At 61.8% G+C, this 16,525-nt stretch carries 13 protein-coding genes; 9 read left to right on the top strand and 4 right to left on the bottom strand.

What is annotated here, in order from left to right; all coding sequences use genetic code 11:
* Positions 1 to 37 precede the first annotated feature (37 nt).
* From J2R99_RS12300 to J2R99_RS12285, 4 genes are all read left to right on the top strand, one after another.
* Positions 38 to 1,924 carry an ABC-F family ATP-binding cassette domain-containing protein gene (locus J2R99_RS12300; RefSeq protein ID WP_307155698.1) on the top strand — a complete coding sequence of 629 codons (1,887 nt, stop codon included), beginning with the start codon at positions 38 to 40 and terminating at the stop codon, positions 1,922 to 1,924.
* Positions 1,925 to 2,695: 771 nt separating this feature from the next.
* Complete coding sequence (locus J2R99_RS12295; RefSeq protein WP_307154760.1) at positions 2,696 to 3,625, top strand: DmsE family decaheme c-type cytochrome; 930 nt, start codon at positions 2,696 to 2,698, stop codon at positions 3,623 to 3,625.
* A gap of 133 nt (positions 3,626 to 3,758) precedes the next feature.
* Positions 3,759 to 6,080, top strand: coding sequence for an MtrB/PioB family decaheme-associated outer membrane protein (locus J2R99_RS12290; RefSeq protein WP_307154759.1), 2,322 nt, complete (start codon positions 3,759 to 3,761; stop codon positions 6,078 to 6,080).
* 72 nt (positions 6,081 to 6,152) lie between these two features.
* A complete protein-coding gene (locus J2R99_RS12285; RefSeq protein WP_307154758.1) occupies positions 6,153 to 6,431 on the top strand; it encodes a high-potential iron-sulfur protein in 279 nt (92 codons plus the stop codon).
* Between the two features lie 131 nt (positions 6,432 to 6,562).
* On the opposite strand, the gene J2R99_RS12280 is transcribed toward J2R99_RS12285, so the two are convergent.
* Both J2R99_RS12280 and J2R99_RS12275 read right to left on the bottom strand, forming a co-directional pair.
* Positions 6,563 to 7,162, bottom strand: a complete 600-nt coding sequence (locus J2R99_RS12280) for a LysE/ArgO family amino acid transporter (protein ID WP_307154757.1) — start codon at positions 7,160 to 7,162, stop codon at positions 6,563 to 6,565.
* Positions 7,159 to 7,953, bottom strand: a complete 795-nt coding sequence (locus tag J2R99_RS12275) for a bestrophin-like domain (RefSeq protein ID WP_307154756.1) — start codon at positions 7,951 to 7,953, stop codon at positions 7,159 to 7,161. Before J2R99_RS12275 ends, J2R99_RS12280 begins: the two co-directional genes overlap by 4 nt.
* A gap of 183 nt (positions 7,954 to 8,136) precedes the next feature.
* On the opposite strand from J2R99_RS12275, the gene J2R99_RS12270 reads away from it, so the two are divergent.
* Positions 8,137 to 8,607 (top strand): CYTH domain-containing protein, encoded by a 471-nt coding sequence (locus J2R99_RS12270; RefSeq protein WP_307154755.1) that lies wholly within the window; start codon positions 8,137 to 8,139, stop codon positions 8,605 to 8,607.
* A 36-nt stretch (positions 8,608 to 8,643) separates the two neighbouring features.
* A complete protein-coding gene (locus J2R99_RS12265; RefSeq protein WP_307154754.1) occupies positions 8,644 to 9,606 on the top strand; it encodes a CHAD domain-containing protein in 963 nt (320 codons plus the stop codon).
* Positions 9,607 to 9,635: 29 nt separating this feature from the next.
* Here the strand turns inward: J2R99_RS12265 and J2R99_RS12260 are convergent, their stop codons facing one another.
* Together J2R99_RS12260 and J2R99_RS12255 are read right to left on the bottom strand one after the other, a co-directional pair.
* Positions 9,636 to 10,085 carry a DNA polymerase III subunit chi gene (locus J2R99_RS12260; RefSeq protein ID WP_307154753.1) on the bottom strand — a complete coding sequence of 150 codons (450 nt, stop codon included), beginning with the start codon at positions 10,083 to 10,085 and terminating at the stop codon, positions 9,636 to 9,638.
* Positions 10,086 to 10,114: 29 nt separating this feature from the next.
* Entirely contained in the window at positions 10,115 to 11,608 is a 1,494-nt protein-coding gene (locus J2R99_RS12255; protein ID WP_307154752.1) for a leucyl aminopeptidase, read from the bottom strand.
* A 172-nt stretch (positions 11,609 to 11,780) separates the two neighbouring features.
* Between J2R99_RS12255 and lptF the strand changes: the two genes are divergently transcribed.
* The 3 genes from lptF to J2R99_RS12240 are packed head-to-tail and all read left to right on the top strand — an operon-like array spanning position 11,781 to position 16,494.
* Positions 11,781 to 12,995, top strand: coding sequence for an LPS export ABC transporter permease LptF (lptF, locus tag J2R99_RS12250; RefSeq protein WP_307154751.1), 1,215 nt, complete (start codon positions 11,781 to 11,783; stop codon positions 12,993 to 12,995).
* Entirely contained in the window at positions 12,992 to 14,065 is a 1,074-nt protein-coding gene (lptG, locus tag J2R99_RS12245) for an LPS export ABC transporter permease LptG (RefSeq protein WP_307154750.1), read from the top strand. The genes lptF and lptG overlap by 4 nt, the downstream gene beginning before the upstream one ends.
* Positions 14,066 to 14,088: 23 nt before the next feature.
* Positions 14,089 to 16,494, top strand: coding sequence for an LPS-assembly protein LptD (locus J2R99_RS12240; RefSeq protein WP_307154749.1), 2,406 nt, complete (start codon positions 14,089 to 14,091; stop codon positions 16,492 to 16,494).
* Positions 16,495 to 16,525: the final 31 nt, after the last annotated feature.

The raw sequence follows: 16,525 nt of genomic DNA, 5'->3' as shown, positions 1-16,525 counted from the left end.
CTTGCCTTCCGCCCAGCGGAGCCTCTATGCCCTCGGCATGCTGCAGCTTTCAAACATCACGCTCCGCATTGCCGGACGCACCCTCATCGACAAGGCGAGCCTCAACCTTCCCGCGGGCTCGAAGGTGGGCTTCGTCGGCAAGAATGGTGCCGGCAAGACCACGCTCTTTCGTGCCATTGCGGGCGACATCGCCCCCGACGAGGGCGAAATCATCCTTCCCAAGCGCGCCCGCATCGGCCGCGTGCTGCAGGAAGCGCCGGGCGGCCCGGAAACACTGATTGAAACCGTGCTTGCTGCCGACGAAGAGCGCAGCCGGCTTCTGGCCGAAACCGAAACCGCCAAGGAAGGCGGGCGCATCGGCGAGATCCACACCCGCCTTGCCGAAATCGGCGCCCATGAGGCGGAGGCTCGCGCCGCGCGCATTCTGAAAGGCCTCGGCTTCGACGAAGAGGCGCAGAACCGGCCCTGCTCGGAATTCTCTGGCGGCTGGCGCATGCGCGTGGCCCTCGCCGCGGTTCTCTTCACCGAGCCTGACCTTCTCCTCCTCGACGAACCGACGAACTATCTCGACCTTGAAGGCTCGTTGTGGCTGGAGCGCTACATCGCCCGCTATCGGCATTCGGCGATCCTGATTTCGCACGACCGCGATCTCCTGAACAACGCCGTGCGCATGATCGTGCATCTGTCGGAGCAGAAGCTCACCACCTATTCCGGCGGCTATGACAGTTTTGAGCGCCAGCGCGCCGAGCGTCAGGCCCTGCAGGCCAAGCTCAAAGACAAGCAGGAAGCGCAACGCAAGCACATGGAGGCTTTCGTCGACCGCTTCCGCGCCAAGGCGTCGAAAGCGCGGCAGGCGCAGTCGCGCCTGAAGGCTCTCGCCAAGCTGCAGCCGGTCTCCACCATCGCCGACGAGACGGTCCTGCCCTTCCGCTTCCCGGATCCGGAAAAGCGCGCCGCCCCGCCGATCCTGCAGCTCGAGGGCGTTTCGGTCGGCTACGAGCCGGGCCACCCGATCCTGACGAACCTCAACCTCAGGATCGACGACGATGATCGCATCGCGCTCCTCGGAGCCAACGGCAACGGCAAATCGACCTTCGCCAAGCTGATTTCAGGCCAGCTCGAAGCCGAAGCCGGAACCTTCAAGCGCTCCAACAAGCTCAAGATCGGCTTTTTCGCTCAGCACCAGCTCGACGAGCTCATTCCGGGCCAGTCGGCCGTGGAGCATATCCGCGCGCGCCTCCCCGACCTTTCAGAGCCGCAGCTTCGCGCCCGCGTCGCGCAGATGGGGCTCGCCACGCAGAAGATGGACACCAAGGCGAAGGATCTTTCCGGCGGTGAAAAGGCGCGCCTGTTGATGGGCCTCGCCACGCTGGGCCGGCCGCATCTCCTCATCCTCGACGAGCCGACCAACCATCTCGACGTCGACAGCCGCGAGGCGCTCATCCATGCCCTCAACGATTATTCCGGCGCAGTGATTCTGATCAGCCATGATCGCCATTTGATCGAAGCCTCCGTCGACAGGCTCTGGCTGACCTCGAAAGGCACCGTCGCCCCTTATGACGGCGACATCGAAGATTATCGCCGCGAAGTGCTCGAAGGTCCGGCGAAGAAGCCGGCAGCGGAAAAGACCGCTGCGGCCCCGGCGGCCGGCCGCCAGAAACAGGCCGACAAACGCCGCACCTCGGCACCCCTGCGCCAGAAGCTCAAGGAATGCGAGCGGCTGATCGACGTCTTCACGAGCGAGATCGAAGCCCTGGACGAGGAACTCGCATCGACCGCGCTGCATCGCGCCATGCCCGAAAAGGCCGCGACGCTCGCCAAGAAGCGCGGTGAAAAAGCGGCCATGCTGGAACGCCTGGAAGAGCGCTGGATCGAACTTGGCGCGATGCTGGAGGAGCTCGGCCGAGAGCCCGATGCGGCCTAAGCGGCCGATTCCGAGCCCGAATCCAATTTTTTGAGGCAAGCGCGCTTGCCGAGAGCGAGACCTTTGGCCTCGCTTTTCCCGAAAGCTCGCCATCCACACCGAAGTGTTTGGACTCTCTGAAGAAACGCTCGGCGCGGCGACGGCGGCGATCGAGGAAGGCGTGAAATCGGGCGAGTTCGGCCCCGGCGCGGCGCGGACGCGACCCTGCCCCATCTCGTGGCCCGAAATTTTGCGCGCCGCCCCCCCCTCCGGGGGAAAACGAGCCACCAGAAACGCCTCTCCTCGCAGGCTCAGTCGCTCTCGCACACGCCGCCAAACCCTTGTGAAACAAACACAACGCGCTGACGGCATAGAGCTCTTTATATATATTCTTAGAATTCATCAAAGTTTCTACGCGACATAACCAAGAAACTCCATTTTGCACTTGCGAACATACAAATTTTCTAATTTCACAATTGACAATTCCAAACTACGCCCCTTAACCTGCAATGAAACGGCAATCTTATCCAGAAAAGCCTGCGGATAAACTGTGTCTTTTTGCATGTTTTTTCGCAGATAAAATAAGTCTGGACAGAATTGCCCTAGCGCTCAAGCGCTAGATGAGGGGGGAAATCGATGATACTTGGAAGCGGTGTAGGCCGCGCGATCTCTATTGCCTTATCGGCAGGTCGGCGACCAGCGATTGCTGTTTTCCTGATTCCGATCGTCTTGCTCGCTGCAGCGGTATTCGTCCCGGATTCCGCTAAAACGCAGACGGCAGACACCGCCCAAATGGCCATGGATCTTCTTTCGCGTGAAGACACGCTGAAGGACCTGCCGCGCCAGGACGTGCTGCAGGTCAAGGGGAGCGGTGCCGCGATCGGGGCCCATTACGTCGGCTCCGAGCCGTGCCGCCTTTGCCATGCGGGTTCCTTCGACGAGTTCAAGCTGACGGTGATGGGCCGCCTCCTGGAGACCGGCCATCACACTGTCGGCGGCAAGATGGAATGCGAGAGCTGCCACGGACCCGGCTCTTCGCATGTCAACGCCGGCGGCGGCCGCAACGACATCGGCACCGGCGTCATTCGTTCCTTCCGTGCGAACGACCCGCGTTCCTCGGCGGCCGACATCAACGGTATCTGCCTGTCCTGCCACGAAAAGGGCGATCGGACCTACTGGCGCGGCTCCGTCCACCAAACCCGCGGTGTCGCCTGCACCAGCTGCCACACGGTGATGCGTCGAACCTCGCCCCGCATGCAGATGGCCAAGGGCAACGTCATGGACACCTGCTTTCAGTGCCACAAGGATCGCCGCGCCCACTCGGTGCGCACCGCCCACATGCCGATGCGCGAGGGCAAGATGGATTGCGGCAGCTGCCACAACCCACACGGCGGTCCGCACGACAAGATGCTGAAGGAAGCGACCGTCAACGACGTCTGCTACACCTGCCATGCCGACAAGCGCGGGCCGTTCCTGTTCGAGCATCCGCCGGTGCGCGAGAACTGCCTCAACTGCCACGAACCGCACGGCTCCATGAACCGCAATCTTCTGACGGTGATGCGGCCGCGGCTGTGCCAGCGCTGCCACACGCCGGGTCGCCATCTCGGCAACCCCGCGCTCGGCATCAGCTCCAACCGCTACATGGTCAACAGCGCCTGCCAGAACTGCCACACGAACATCCATGGCTCCAACAGCCCGTCCGGAAGGCGCTGGCACCGCTAGCCTTAGGGGGGGAGGCGCGGGGTGCGTGCAGGTTTCGCAAGCACCGCCCCGCAGCCACCCGAACAGCAACGACACGCAAGGAGCTTCGCTCACACACCAAGGCCTGAAGACATTTCTCTGGGGGGAGGAAACGATGAAGGTTCAACGCCGATTGACGCTGGCCACGATGGCGCTCCTCGCCGGTGGCGCGGCGCTGCCGCAGGCAACCAAGGCACAGGACGACAAAGACACCGAGGCGGTCACCTGGGGCGAGATCGAATTGGGCGTCCGCGTCTTCATCGACGAGGCGCCCGATCACGCCACCGTCTGGGACACGCCGAGCATCCTGTCGCCGCAAAGGTACAGCTCCGCCAAGTTCGAGGAATATGGCGATGTGCCTTCCGGCCTGCTCCTTGAAAAGGTGATGTTCGGCTGGCAATCGGGCGACGGCCTCTATTCCGGCGAGGTTCGGGCCGAAAACGTCGGCCAGAACAACGGCCGCTATATCTTCGACTGGTCGCGAACCGGGCTTTTAAACGGCACCTTCATGTGGGACGAGATCCCGCATCTCTACTCGACGACCGCGCAGAGCATCTGGCAGGGCGTCGGCACCGACTTCCTGTCGACCGACGTGTCGTTTCCGGAGAGCCCGCCAAGTCCGTCAGAATACGATGCGGCGATCTCGGGTGCCGTCCATCCGATCGACATCGGCATCGACCGCCGCCGCATCCATTATGACCAGACATACACGCCAAGTCCGAATTGGGAATTTGAGGCGAGCTACCTCAACGACCATCGCGAGGGAACGCAGCCCGCCGGCATCTTGATGAACGGCTTTGGCGCCGGCGAGGTGCATCGCGTCGACGTGCCCCGTCCGGTCGACGACGTGACGCAAAACCTCAAGGCAAGCGGCGAGTATTTTTCCAAGACACCTTGGGGAGGTCGCTTCAACGTATCGGTGACGGGCCACGCCTCGACTTACGAGAACAAGTACGATTCCTTCACCTTCCAGAATCCGTACTACCAGGTCCCCGGCACCACCTTTCCGCAATATGGCCGCGTCAGCCTCGCGCCGGACAACGAAGCCTATTCGCTCGGCGTCACGACCGGCATCGATCTGCCCTGGAAGAGCCGCTACATGGGCACGGTCTCCTATACGACGATGGAGCAGAGCGACACGCTCATCCCGTATACGATCAACCCGAACGCCCCGGCGCTGTCACTGCCGACCACGGATGCCAGAGCGAAGATCAACACGCTCCTCATCAACAACAAGATCAGCACGCAGATCGCCGAGGATGTCTCCACGACGCTGCGCTACCGCTATTACGATCTCGACAATCGCACGCCCGAATGGCTGATCGACCAGTACATCATGGGCGATTCAACGACGGCCACACCGGCAACCGGTGGCTTGAGAGCCCTCGCCTATCAATACACCAAGCAAAACGCCTCCGCCGAGGTGAGCTGGCTCGCGACCAACCGCATCACGCTTGGCAGCGAGTTCGGTTGGGAGCGATGGGACCGTGACAGGCGCTCCGTCAACGTGACCGACGAATATCTGGGCAAGGTCACGCTCGACGCCCGCATCACGGATCGCGCGCAGCTGCGTTCCAGCTACCAGTATTCGCAGCGCCGCTACGACAGCTACGATCTGGGGCCAGTGCTCGATGCCATGGTGAGCGCTCCGCTCGGCACCAATTCCGATCCGGGCGTGCGCAAATATGACATGGCCGACCGGGACCGTCACAAGGCGAAGGTCTCGCTGGAATACGAAGCCCTTGAAAATCTCGTCATCACGCCGTCGTTCGGCCTGCGCTTCGACGATTACCTGACCGATCCCGCCATCCCGGAATACGGGCTTTTGAAGGACAACAGCTGGGACGGTGGCATCGAGGTGGCATTCTCGCCTACCCCCGGCATCAACCTGATGGCCGCCTATGTCTACGAGGATTTCGACCGTGACATGGTCGGCGCCAGCATCACCGGCGGCGGCGCAGCCCTCGTCACCGGCGGCTGGGACAGCAAGATGACCGAACAGGTGCACACGCTTGTCGCCGGCGCCAATATCGAGATCATCCCGGGCGTTCTGGACCTTGAGCTCTATGACAGCTTCGCCCGCGGCGTCTCCAAATGGACCGCGACCGCAAGCTCACGCACGCCGATCGCCACGCCTCTTTGCCCGGGCGACACCAACTGCCTGCCCTTCCCAGACGTGGTGACAAACTACAATCGCTTCGACGCGGCGTTGAATTATCACCCGGAAGCGGGAGGTATTCTTGGCCTCGACGGCGATTTGACTTTGACGCTGAAATATTCCTGGGAACGCAACTTCGTCGACAACTGGCAGGACGAGCTCGACACGCCCTATCAGCATCTCATCGAGGACGGCGTGACCACGAGCTACGCGATGGGCTTTTGGGACACCAACTACAACGTCCACGCCGTCATGGCCTCGCTGGTCTACCGCTGGTGAGGAAAGCCCCCAGCGCCATCGACACGACGCATCAGGGCACATTCAAAGAAAAACCAAGGAGGGAAACCCAAAATGAGAGACGACTCAAAGACATCGAACAATGGCATGTCCCGGCGCGAGCTTCTCGGGGCCTGCGCGATCGCAGCCGGCTCTTTGGCTCTGGTCGGGACGGGTGCAGCGAATGCGCAAATCGCCAACAAGGCCAAGCAGAGCATCGCCGGCTATCAGACTACGCCGAAGGGCCGGCAGGAATGCGACAACTGCCGGCACTTCCAGGCGCCGGACGCCTGTCAGGTCGTGCAGGGGCCGATTTCACCGAAGGGCTGGTGCCGCCTCTACGCCAAGAAGTAGCGCGGGCCGAACCCGGAACAGGCGTGACAGCCTCTTCAGGGCTCCTCGCCTCACCATTCAATCCATGCGGGACTTTACGTCCCGCATTTTCATGTCCGCCGTCCGCGTTTCGCCATCGGCCCCTTCGCCGCTCATCCCCGCAGGAGGCTCACCGCGATCACACCCATGATGATGCCGATCAGAAGATCGAGCACCCGCCAGGCGCGCGGATCGGCGAAGATCGGCCGCAGGAAGCGCGCGCCATAACCGAGCGCGAAGAAGAATGAGAAGGACGCCGTCACCGCGCCCAAAGCAAAGGCCGGTCTCTCCCCCTCATATTGCGAGGACACCGAGCCGAGGAGCACGAGCGTATCGAGATAGACATGCGGGTTGAGCCAGGTAAAGGCGAGACAGGTCGCCACGGCCGCACCGAGGCCCCGTCCATTGGCATCCAGTGGCTGCAGCCCTGGCCCCGGCTTCAGCGCGGAGTAAAAGCTCTTCAGCGCATAGGTAATGAGAAACAACGCGCCGCCATAGCGCATCACCATCTCGAGCCACGGCAAAACCTTCATCAAGCCTGATGCGCCAGCGACCCCGGCCGAGATCAGAACCGCATCGGAAAGCGCACAGACGAGACAGACGGCGAAAACGTGGCGACCCACCAGGCCCTGGCGCAACACGAAGGCATTCTGCGCGCCGATCGCCAAAATGAGGCCGAGCCCGAGCGAAAAGCCGGCAAGTGCTGCATTCATGGGTAGGATTGACCAGGTAAACGTCCCTGCATCTCAGAAGCGTAGAGTTTTTGGAGCCCGACCGGGCGCACCTCCCCCGGCTCCGAATAGGGATACGCGAAGGCGATGACGAAAAACACGATCAGCCCCGTATACGTGCCGAAGATCGTCAGGAGCAAAAGGTTAGGGACAGTGGGCGGAAAAGCGAAATAGGCGGCGGCCGTCAGCGCGACACCGAGGAGCGCTGCCAGCATGAAAAGCCCGTTCACACCGTCCTCTGCGGCTTCCTCCCGCTTCAGCCGCAGCTGCGACACCTCCCCCACATTTTTGATGAGTATCGGCTTCAAAGCCGTCTGGCGCACATTCTGCGGCTCGAGATCGAGGATGGCATTATAGACGTCGTCCCAGCTCTCCCAGGCCTTACGAAGCAGAGGCTTGCCGTCCGCCAGCGCCGGCAGCTCCTCGTCGAGAACGATCCTTGTGTAAGTCGCAAGATCGTCCCGCACCTCTTTGGTGAGGTCGGCATCGAAGCGCTCGAGGTCGTGGAAGACATCGCCGATCAGCGCCGCCTCTGTCGAAAGCCCGTCTCCGATCTGGTCGAAATTCGCCAGTTCTTGAGCGAAAACCAGCGCCAGGATGAGTCCGTGCAGCGCCGACACCCGGATCACTACGGAACCGGCGAGATCCTTCGATTCCTCCGGGCCGCGCGAGGAAAGCAAGGTGCGCGCAACAAAATAGCTCGCAAAAGCGATCGCTATCGTCCCGACGACAACAATGAACCCCATGAGCGGGGCGGGAACGAAGCCGATCATCCCGATCCTTGTTCGATAAAGCTTATTTACCTAGCTCCATAACCGGCGCACGAATGAAATTCCAACCGAATGGCGCATCCTCGCTCCGAGCCATTCGACAAGCATCCGACCGGTGGACAAGATTTTGCCGCGACGAATCGTCAAAGCGGGGAACCGCCAGGGCACGTTTGAGCTTGCAGAGACATGGCACTCGAAATTGAACGCAAATTCCTTCTTGCCAGCGATGACTGGCGGAAGTCCGTCAACGAAACCCGGCATATCCGGCAGGGCTATCTGTGCAATGACGAGCGGGCGAGCCTGCGCGTTCGCATCGTGGATGACGAAAAGGCCTATCTCACCATCAAGAGCGGCAAGGCGGCGATCAGCCGCGACGAATACGAATACGCGATCCCGCTCGAAGACGGTGAGGAGCTGATCGCCAAATGCGCCGGACGCCTGATCGAGAAGACCCGCCACATTATCCGTCACGGTCATCTCGCTTGGGAAATCGACGTCTTCGAGGATCGCAATGCCGGCCTCGTCGTGGCAGAGATCGAGCTCGACCATCCCGATCAGGAATTCGAACATCCCGAATGGTTGGGCGAAGAGGTCACCGGCGACGGCCGCTACACCAATGCCTCTCTGTCGCAGCACCCTTATCACGACTGGACATGACTTGAGGCGCACTGGGTGCGCACCCATATGGATGTCATGAGCTTTTCTCTAAATCCCTCCGCGTCCATTGCCGAAGAACTGAAGCGCGCCGCCGCCGAACAGATCGAGCGGGCGCGCGCCGAGCTGTCCGACGAGGCCGAGGATCGCCACGAAGCGGTGCATCTGGCGCGCAAACGGTTCAAGAAACTTCGTGGTCTCTTGCGCCTCGCACGGCCGGGCCTCGGAGAGGATTATGCGGAGGAGAATGCCCGCTGGCGCGACATCGCACGAGAGCTCTCCGTCATCCGCGACGCAACCGCTCTCCTTGAGACGCATGACGCCCTCACCAGCCATTTCGGTGACCGCATCGAAGACGGCATTCTCTACGGCACACGCCAGAGGCTGGACGACCGCCGGGCGGAAATGACGGACGAGGTCACCGATCTCGACGAGCGCATCAAAGCCACGATGAAAGCGCTCGATGCCGGTGAAAAGCGGCTCGACGAACTTTCCTTCCCCGATGATTTCGAGACGATCGCAGAGGGTTTTGCGAAGACCTACAAGCGGCTCGACAAAGGCTACCGCAAGGCACAGACCTCTGAAGATTCAGCGGTGTTTCACGACTGGCGCAAGCGCGCCAAATATCACTGGGTGCATCTCAAGCTTCTGCGCGAGATCTGGCCGCAGCCGATGAAGGCGCGCCGGGCCGAAGCCAAGGCGCTCGCCGATATCCTCGGAGACGAGCACGATCTTGCAGTCTATCGCGGCACACTGCTTGAGGAGCCGAAACTCTTCGGCAAGAAGAAGGTCCAGGAGCTTTTGCTCGCACTCCTCGACCGCCGTCAGAGCGAGCTGCGCTCCGCCGCTCTCGATATCGGCGCCAAGCTTTGTGCGGAATCCCCCAACGCTCTTTCAGCGCGCATGGTCTCCTACTGGGAGGCGGCAAAAGAGGAAGCGCAGAAGCCGCGCGAGCATCTGGCGACATCGGCTGCGCAAGACGAGCGCGCCGAAACCAGCTGACGGGCGAAAGCCCTCGACGGCTGCGCGGCTTAACCCTGCTTCTTCCAGCGGCCGTCGGAATCCTGTTTCCAATAGGTCATCTCGGCGCCTTCGGACTTGAGACGTTTCCATGCCTGCCGAGCCCACTGCATGGTGGCCTCGTTTGCTGCCTCGAAAAGATAGACGACACGCTGATAGCCTGAAAAATCGCCCTCCTCGGCACAATCGAGGAGAAATCGGATCGCCGCCCCGTTCGGGTTTTCCGGCGTCGTGGTGAGGAAGACCGGCTGATCTTCCGAACGGCCGTCTTCGGCCATTCCGTGAGGCAGAAACGACGCGTCATCGAACGTCCAGAGCGCCGCATCGAGAGAAGCCAGCCGCTCGTCGCTGCCGGCCTGCACGACCGCCCGCCAGCCGCGATCGAGCGAGCGCTGCAAAAGGTCCGGAAGCGCCCTGTCGAGAGGCCTCGTCTCCAGATGGTAGAAGAGGATCTCAGGCAAGGCGCTCCCTCACATCGTCACCCAGGGCCTCAGGCCTTTTCGTAACTCGACTTCACCAGCTGATCGAGAAGCCGGACGCCGAAGCCCGAACTCCACGAATCGTTGGTGTCGCTCGAAGGCGATCCCATCGCCGTTCCCGCGACGTCGAGATGCGCCCAGGGCGTGTCGTTTTCCACGAAACGCTTGAGGAATTGCGCGGCCGTGATCGAACCGCCCCAGCGCCCGCCGACATTCTTCATATCGGCGTTCTTGGAATCGATGAGCTTGTCGTATTCCTCGCCGAGCGGCATGCGCCACACCTTTTCCCCGGTCGCCTGCCCGGCATCGAGCAGAGCCGAGGCGAGCGCATCGTCGTTGGAGAAGAGCCCGGCATAATGGTGGCCGAGTGCCACGATGATGGCGCCGGTCAAGGTCGCCAGATCGATCATCGCCTTCGGCTTGGCGACATTCTGCACATGCGTCAGGATATCGGCGAGCACCAGCCGGCCTTCGGCATCGGTGTTGATCACTTCGATCGTCTGGCCGGAGAGCGAAGTCACGATATCGCCCGGCCGCTGCGCGTTCCCGTCGGGCATGTTCTCCACGATGCCGACGATGCCGATGGCGTTCACCTTGGCCTTGCGGGCGGCGAGCGCCAGCATGACGCCGGAGACGGCTGCCGCGCCGCCCATATCGCCCTTCATGTCTTCCATGCCGGCTGCCGGCTTGATGGAGATGCCGCCCGTATCGAAGACGACGCCCTTGCCGACGAAGGCGATCGGCGCCTCGTCGCCAGCGCCATTCCAGCGCAGGATGACGACCCGCGGCGGACGCACCGAGCCCTGCGCCACTCCCAAAAGCGCGTTGAGCTTCAAGTCTGTCAGCGCCTTCTCGTCGAGCACATCGACGTCGAGCCCCTTTGCCTTGAGTTCGCCGAGACGGTCGGCAAATTCGACCGGACCCAGGATATTGGCCGGCTCATTGACGAGATTGCGTGCAAGTTCCACGCCCTCGGCAACGGCAGAAGCATCCTTCCAGGCCGCCTCTGCAGCCTCCGGGTTGTCGACACCGATCGTGACCGTCATCGGCCCGCGAGGCGAATCTTCGTCGTCCTTGCGGCTCTTGTAGCGGTCGAAGCGGTAGCGGCGCATCACCAGGCCGAGAGCGAAGGCGGCCGCATCTTCGCCGTTCGGGCCACGGCCTTCCGCATCCTGCAGGACGACCGTCACCTCCCCCTCATCCGGCAAGGCCTTGGCCGTCGCACCGCCGAGGCGCAGCCAGTCGATGTCGGAATCGACGTCGCCGAGGCCGACGAAGATGATTCGTTCCACATCGACACCGGACGGAGCGACGAGTTCGAGCGTCTTGCGCAGGGCGCCCTTGTAGCCCTTGATTTTCGCCGCCACCGCAAATCGCGAGCCGGCAGCCTCGTCGAGCGAGCTTGCAACAGGCCCAAGAGCGAGCTCTTTGCCGGTCAAAAGGACGGCGGTTCCCTTTTCGGGAACGGCAGGTTTCTTAAAAGTGATGGTGGTGTTGGCGACCATGCTGTTGCCTCGATCCTCGGCTTTTGTCATGGAAAGTGGGGGTGGGTTTGGATTAGCCGTGAGAGCCGGGCCGTCAAGGCCAATTCCCGTTAACCATGCTTGTTGGGTGAATTTTATCCATGCCTGCGTAAGGCTTGACCTCGCGAGCCCGATCTTGCCGAACAAGGACCGGATGCAAATCTTCAGGCTTCCCCTTCTGGAACGCTACGTTTTTCGTCGCGCATTGATGCTGCTCCTGCTCGTTCTGGGGGCGCTCGTCGCCACCATGTGGATGACCCAGGTGCTGCGCGAGCTCGACGTGGTAACGGCCAAGGGCCAGGCGATCTGGATGTTCGTCTTCATGACGCTCCTGGCTTTGCCCGCCCTCATTCAGGTGATCGCCCCGATCGCCTACCTCATTGCAGCGACGGTCACCTTAAACAATCTCAACGCCGACAGCGAATTGCCGGTGATGGCGGCGGCGGGTGCCTCAAGCAGGGTCGTTGCCCGACCGATCATCGTCTTGGGCGCCGTCATTTTCGTCGCCGTCACCCTGCTCTATCACATCGTCGCTCCGGCAAGCCTCGGCGCCTTGCGGGAGATCGTGGCGCATGTGCGCGCCGATCTTCTCGCCACTCTCGTCAAAGACGGCGGCTTCCGCACGGTCGACAACGGCCTCACCCTTCACATCCGTGCCAAGGCGCCGGATGGGAGCTTCAAGAATATCTTCGTCAGCGACGATCGCATCCCGAGCGATTCCACCCAATACATCGCCAAATCCGGCGTGCTCGTGGAAAGCGGCGGCAATGCCTATCTCATCATGAAGGATGGCGAGCTCGTCCGCGACAACCGCATGAAGGGCGAGACGAGCGTCGTCGAGTTCGACACCTACGGTTTCGACCTCAGCCAATTCAAGGCAGGCGAGGTCAACGCCACACGCAAGCCGCGCGAGCTGACGACGCGCGAGCTCCTCAGCCCGGCCCCCGACAATCCGTACCGCGAGGAGTTTCCAACGCGCTGGAAGGCGGAGCTGCATGACCGCATCACCGCACCGCTCTACACCATCGCTTTCGCGTTTATCGCACTTCTCTTTTGCGGGCGCGCGCGCACCAACAGACAGGATCGCGGCTATGCGACGGCGCTCGCGGTGGTCTCAGGCTTCACGCTGCGCGGCCTCGGATTCGGCGTGTTGGCCGCCGCAACCAACGACGCGAACCTCATTCCGCTTCTCTACGCCGTGCCCATCTCCGGCATTGTCGTGTCGGCACTCGCGCTCAAGCGCGGCTATCGCTGGCGCACCCCGGTCGGCATTGCGCGCTTTCTCGACACTCTCGCCCGGCAGGGCCGCAAGCTCTTGAAGCTTTCGCCCCTTGCTTTGTTTCACCGCAAGAGCACCGGGCACGCATGATCCTTGCAACCTATATCGGCCGCCGCTTCCTCGTCTCCCTGGGCACGATCCTGATCGCCCTTCTCACCCTGGTCTTTCTGGTCGACTACGTCGAACTCTTGCGCCGCTTCTCCGATGCGGAGGCGTTCACCTCCCTTCTCGGGCTCAAGCTCGCCCTGATGCGCGCACCGGCATTGCTGGAAGATATCCTTCCTTTCCTTTTCCTGTTTTCGGCAACGATCTGTTTCCTCAATTTGTCTAGAAAGCTGGAGCTCGTGGTGGCGCGCGGTGCCGGGGTCTCTGTGTGGGGGTTCCTGCGCGCGCCGTTCTTTCTCGCTCTGGTGATCGGTCTGGCGTCGACATTCCTCTTCAACCCGCTCGCGACGGAACTCAAAGAGCGCTCGGATCGAATCGAGGCCTCGCTCTCCGACGGCATCGCGGCGAGTTCCTCCGACGCCATCTGGTTCCGCCAGGAAGGTCTCGACGGGCCGTCGATCATCCGTGCGGCAAACTACGACAGTTCCGCGAAGGAATTGCGCGGCGTCACCGCCTTCCTCTTCAATCCCGACGGCAGCTTTCAAGCCAAGCTCGTCAGCCTCTCCGCCAGCTACCGTCCGGGCCGGTGGATCTTTGCCAAAACTCGGTACATTTCCGGCGAAGGCGCCTCGGATCGATTCGATCGCTACATCCTGCCGACATCGCTGACGCCCGATCAGGTCAATTTGACGCTTCTGCGCCCCGATCGCCTCTCCGTCTGGACTTTACGCCGCTTCATCGACACGGCCGCACAGACCGGGCTGAACACCGCACGCTTCACTCTGGCGTTCCATAGCCTTCTCGCTCGCCCCCTCTTCCTGATGGCCATGGTCACCGTCGCCGCCACCGTCAGCCTGAGGCTTTCCCGCTACGGTGGCGTGGGAAAGCTCGCCCTGACTGGCATCATCATCGGCTTTCTGCTTTATGTCGCCACCGAGATCGTCAGCGATATGGGCAGCAACGGGATCCTGGATCCTATCTTGGCTGCCTGGAGTCCTGCCGTTCTCGCGATGTTGTTCGGAGCCACGGCGCTGCTTTATCAGGAGGACGGATGATTCCCGTCCACACACGAGAAAGGGTGACGCGCAGGCGCGCAGGCTGGGGGCTTGCGCGACGGCTGGCGGCCGTCTCCGCTTTGGCATTGGTCGCCTTTGCGGCGAATCCGTGGACGCCTGCTGCCCTGGCGCAGGATTTGAATTTCGCCGAGCAGGTCACGGAAAACCCCAACGCCAAGATGCTCCTGGAGGCGGACGAACTCGTCTACGATTTCGACCGGCACATCGTCACGGCCCGCGGCGGCGTCGAAATCTATTACGAAGGCTATACGCTGCGTGCGCCGCAGGTGACCTACCGCGAGAGCGACAGCCGGCTCATCGCCTCAGGCGGCGTCAGCATGACGGAGCCTGGCGGCAACGTCATCACCGCCCGCGAAATGGACATCACCGACACGTTCAGCGACGGCTTCATCGAGAGCCTGAACGTCCTCACGGTGGACCGCGCCCGCTTCGCCGCCAACAGCGCCGAGCGGCGGGGCAACAACCTCTTGATTTTCCGCCAGGGCGTGTACACCGCCTGCGAGCAGTGCCGCGAGAATCCGGACCGCCCGCCCCTGTGGCAGATCAAGGCCTCGCGAATTGTCCACAATAAGGAAGAAAAGACCGTCTACTATCGCAATGCCCGCTTGGAATTCTTCGGCATTCCGATGGTCTACATTCCCTATTTCTACCATCCGGACCCGACGGTAAAGCGCAAGAGCGGCTTCCTGCCGCCGCACTTTCATCAAAGCTCGCCCCTCGGCTACGGCGTCGGCACGCCGTATTTCTGGAACCTCGCACCGAACTACGACATCACCTTCACCCCGACCGTTTATTCAAAGCAGGGATTGCTCGCCGAGACGGAATGGCGGCATCGGCTGATGAACGGCTCCTACAGCATTCGCCTCGCCGGGATTCTGCAGCAGAACAAGGACGAGTTCGAGCTCGGCAATTTCGTCTCCTCCGGCGTCAGGGACTTCCGCGGCAGTGTCGCCACGAAGGGCCGCTTCAACATCAATTCGCGCTGGAACTGGGGTTGGGATCTCGCCACGACTACGGACCGCACTTTTGGGCGCGATTACGACATTCGCGGGCTGACCGACACGGAAGTCGTCAACACCATCTTCCTGACCGGCCTCAGCGATCGCAACTTCTTCGACCTGCGCGGTTATGCGTTCCGCATCCAGCGCAACGACCCGGTGAATTCCACCCGCAATTATCAGGACGAGCAGGCCGTCGTGCACCCGGTGCTCGACCACAATTACATTTTCGACCAGCCGATATTGGGCGGTGAACTCAGCCTGACCTCGAACTTCACGAGCCTCACCCGCGGCGACACCGATGAGCGTGCCTATTTCCAGTATGACGATGCGGGCAATCGGACGCAGAAAGAGTATTATGCGGGCGTGGCCGGCACCTTCACGAGGGCCAGCACGGACGTAACCTGGAAGAGCAAGATCGTCGGTCCGCTCGGGCAGGTCTTCACGCCCTTCGCTTATTTCAAAGGCGACATTTACAACGTCCAGGCCGATGACACCGATACGGGTCTGGCGGGCGACGAGACCTATCTGCGCGGCATGCCCGCCGTCGGCCTGGAATACCGCTATCCGTTCCTGGCGCAGATGGGTCCGATCTCGCAGACATTCAGCCCGGTTGCCCAAATCATCGTTCGTCCCGACGAACAGCACATCAACGATCTGCCGAACGAAGACGCGCAGAGCCTCGTCTTCGATGACACGAACTTGTTCGAATGGGACAAATTCTCCGGCTATGACCGCCAGGAGGGCGGCACCCGAGCCAATGTGGGCTTCACCTATCATGCGATGCTGGGCAAGGCGAGCATCGACGCCCTCTTCGGCCAATCCTTCCAGCTCGCCGGAGCGAATTCCTTCTCCAAGAGCAACGTGACGCTGACAGGCATCGGCTCGGGGCTTTCGACCGACGATTCCGACTATGTCGGACGCGTCACCCTGGATTCAGGCGAGGGGCTCACGCTGACGGCCCGCGGCCGCTTCGACAACGACACCTTCGACGTCAACCGTGCGGAAGCGACGGCGCGCGTATCCAAGGGACGGCGCAACAGCGCCGCCCTCACCTACTTCTATCGTCGCGAGGTTCCCGAGCTCGGCATCGACGATGATCAATCGGAGATCTCGACGACCGGCCAGTTCGCGGTGAGCGATTTCTGGTCCGTCAAGGGTGGCATCACCTTCGACATCGACCAGATGAGCCGCGTCAAGCACGCCTTGGGCCTTGCCTATGACGACGAATGCTTCAATCTATCGGTGGTCTACAGCGAGACGCGCGACCGCTATACGGACATCGTCTCCGGCCGTGAGGTGTTTGTGCGCTTCAATCTGCGCACCCTTGGCGACAGCGAGGTGAGCTTCGCCGCATCGGGCGACGACTACGACGATGACGAGGAAGACCTCTACTCTGGGCTCTTTTAAAAATTAGCGCCATAATTCGCGCTTAAGAGCG

The organism is Rhodopseudomonas julia (genome assembly GCF_030813515.1).
Lineage (GTDB): Bacteria > Pseudomonadota > Alphaproteobacteria > Rhizobiales > Afifellaceae > Afifella > Afifella julia.
This window is presented reverse-complemented; position numbering and strand designations above follow the sequence as displayed.